The sequence below is a fragment of the Terrabacter sp. 2RAF25 genome, assembly GCF_052115265.1.
Classification (GTDB): domain Bacteria; phylum Actinomycetota; class Actinomycetes; order Actinomycetales; family Dermatophilaceae; genus Terrabacter.
This window is the reverse complement of record NZ_JBFRGJ010000020.1, coordinates 1-1,420: the sequence shown is the minus strand read 5'-3', so window position 1 is coordinate 1,420 and position 1,420 is coordinate 1. Positions and strand designations below refer to the sequence as shown.

Below are 1,420 nucleotides of genomic sequence, written 5' to 3'. Positions count from 1 at the left end.
AGTTGAGTCCCTGATAGTGGTGTAGCGCGGTCGTCGAATTCGTCCCGAGCGTGGACGTAGGTGCGGCCACCGCGTGATCCTTCGAGTTCACCTTCCACAGATCTCTCGAACGGAATCATCACGATGACCGCACCACACATTGTCGACCCTGCCGGCCTGCTCGGCGAGGCACTGTCCGAGGCCTCGCCGGATCTGATGCGCTCGTTGCTGCAGTCGATCATCAACGCCCTGCTCTCCGCGGATGCCGACGCCGTGGTCGGCGCCGAGTGGGGTCGCCCGACACCCGGACGCTCGAGCCAGCGCAACGGTTACCGGCACCGCGACCTGGACACCCGGGTGGGCACCCTCGATGTCGCGATTCCCAAGCTGCGCAAGGGCACCTACTTTCCCGAGTGGCTCCTCGAGCGCCGCAAGAGGGCCGAGTCCGCGCTGATCACCGTCGTCGCCGACTGCTACCTCGCCGGCGTCAGCACCCGCCGCATGGACAAGCTCGTCAAGACCCTCGGGATCGACTCACTGTCGAAGTCGCAGGTGTCGCGGATGGCCACCGACCTGGACCAGCTCGTCGAGGACTTCCGCCACCGACCCCTCGGCGCGGCAGGCCCCTTCACGTTCGTCACCGCCGACGCACTCACGATGAAGGTCCGCGAGGGCGGCCGCGTCGTCAATGCCGTCGTGCTGCTCGCGACCGGCGTCAACGGCGACGGACACCGCGAAGTGCTCGGCATGCGGGTCGCTACCGCGGAAACCGGTGCCGCCTGGAACGAGTTCTTCGCCGACCTGGTGGCCCGCGGCCTGACCGGCGTCCGGCTCGTCACCTCCGACGCGCACGCCGGGCTGCGCGAGGCCATCGCGGCCAACCTCCCCGGCGCCGCGTGGCAGCGCTGCCGCACCCATTACGCCTTCAATCTGATGGGAGTGACCCCGAAGTCGATGTGGCCCGCGGTCAAGGCGATGCTGCACTCGGTCTACGACCAGCCCGACGCAGCCGCCGTCCACGCCCAGTTCGACCGGCTGCTCGACTACGTCCAGGACAAGCTCCCCGCCGTCTTCGAACACCTCGACCGCGCCCGCGAGGACCTGCTGTCCTTCACCGGCTTCCCCAAGGAGATCTGGACCCAGATCTGGTCGAACAACCCGACCGAACGGCTCAACAAAGAGATCCGCCGCCGCACCGACGCCGTCGGGATCTTCCCCAACCGCGAGGCCATCGTCCGCCTCGTCGGAGCCGTCCTGGCCGAGCAGACCGACGAATGGGCTGAAGGCCGCCGCTACCTCGGACTGGACGTCCTGGCCCGCTCCCGCATGAACCTCGTCCCCACCACCGAACCCGAGATCGGAGCCGATGACCTACCCGCCCTCACCGCGTAACCATCACCAAGAATCACGCAGCGCTACACCACCACCGGGGACTTGACCC

1 protein-coding gene is annotated in these 1,420 nt (G+C 67.8%); it reads left to right on the top strand.

Features of this window, described 5'->3' with window-relative positions; translation table 11 throughout:
- The first annotated feature begins 123 nt into the window (after positions 1 to 123).
- A complete protein-coding gene (locus AB4091_RS21760) occupies positions 124 to 1,371 on the top strand; it encodes an IS256 family transposase (RefSeq protein ID WP_442294979.1) in 1,248 nt (415 codons plus the stop codon).
- Positions 1,372 to 1,420 lie beyond the last annotated feature (49 nt).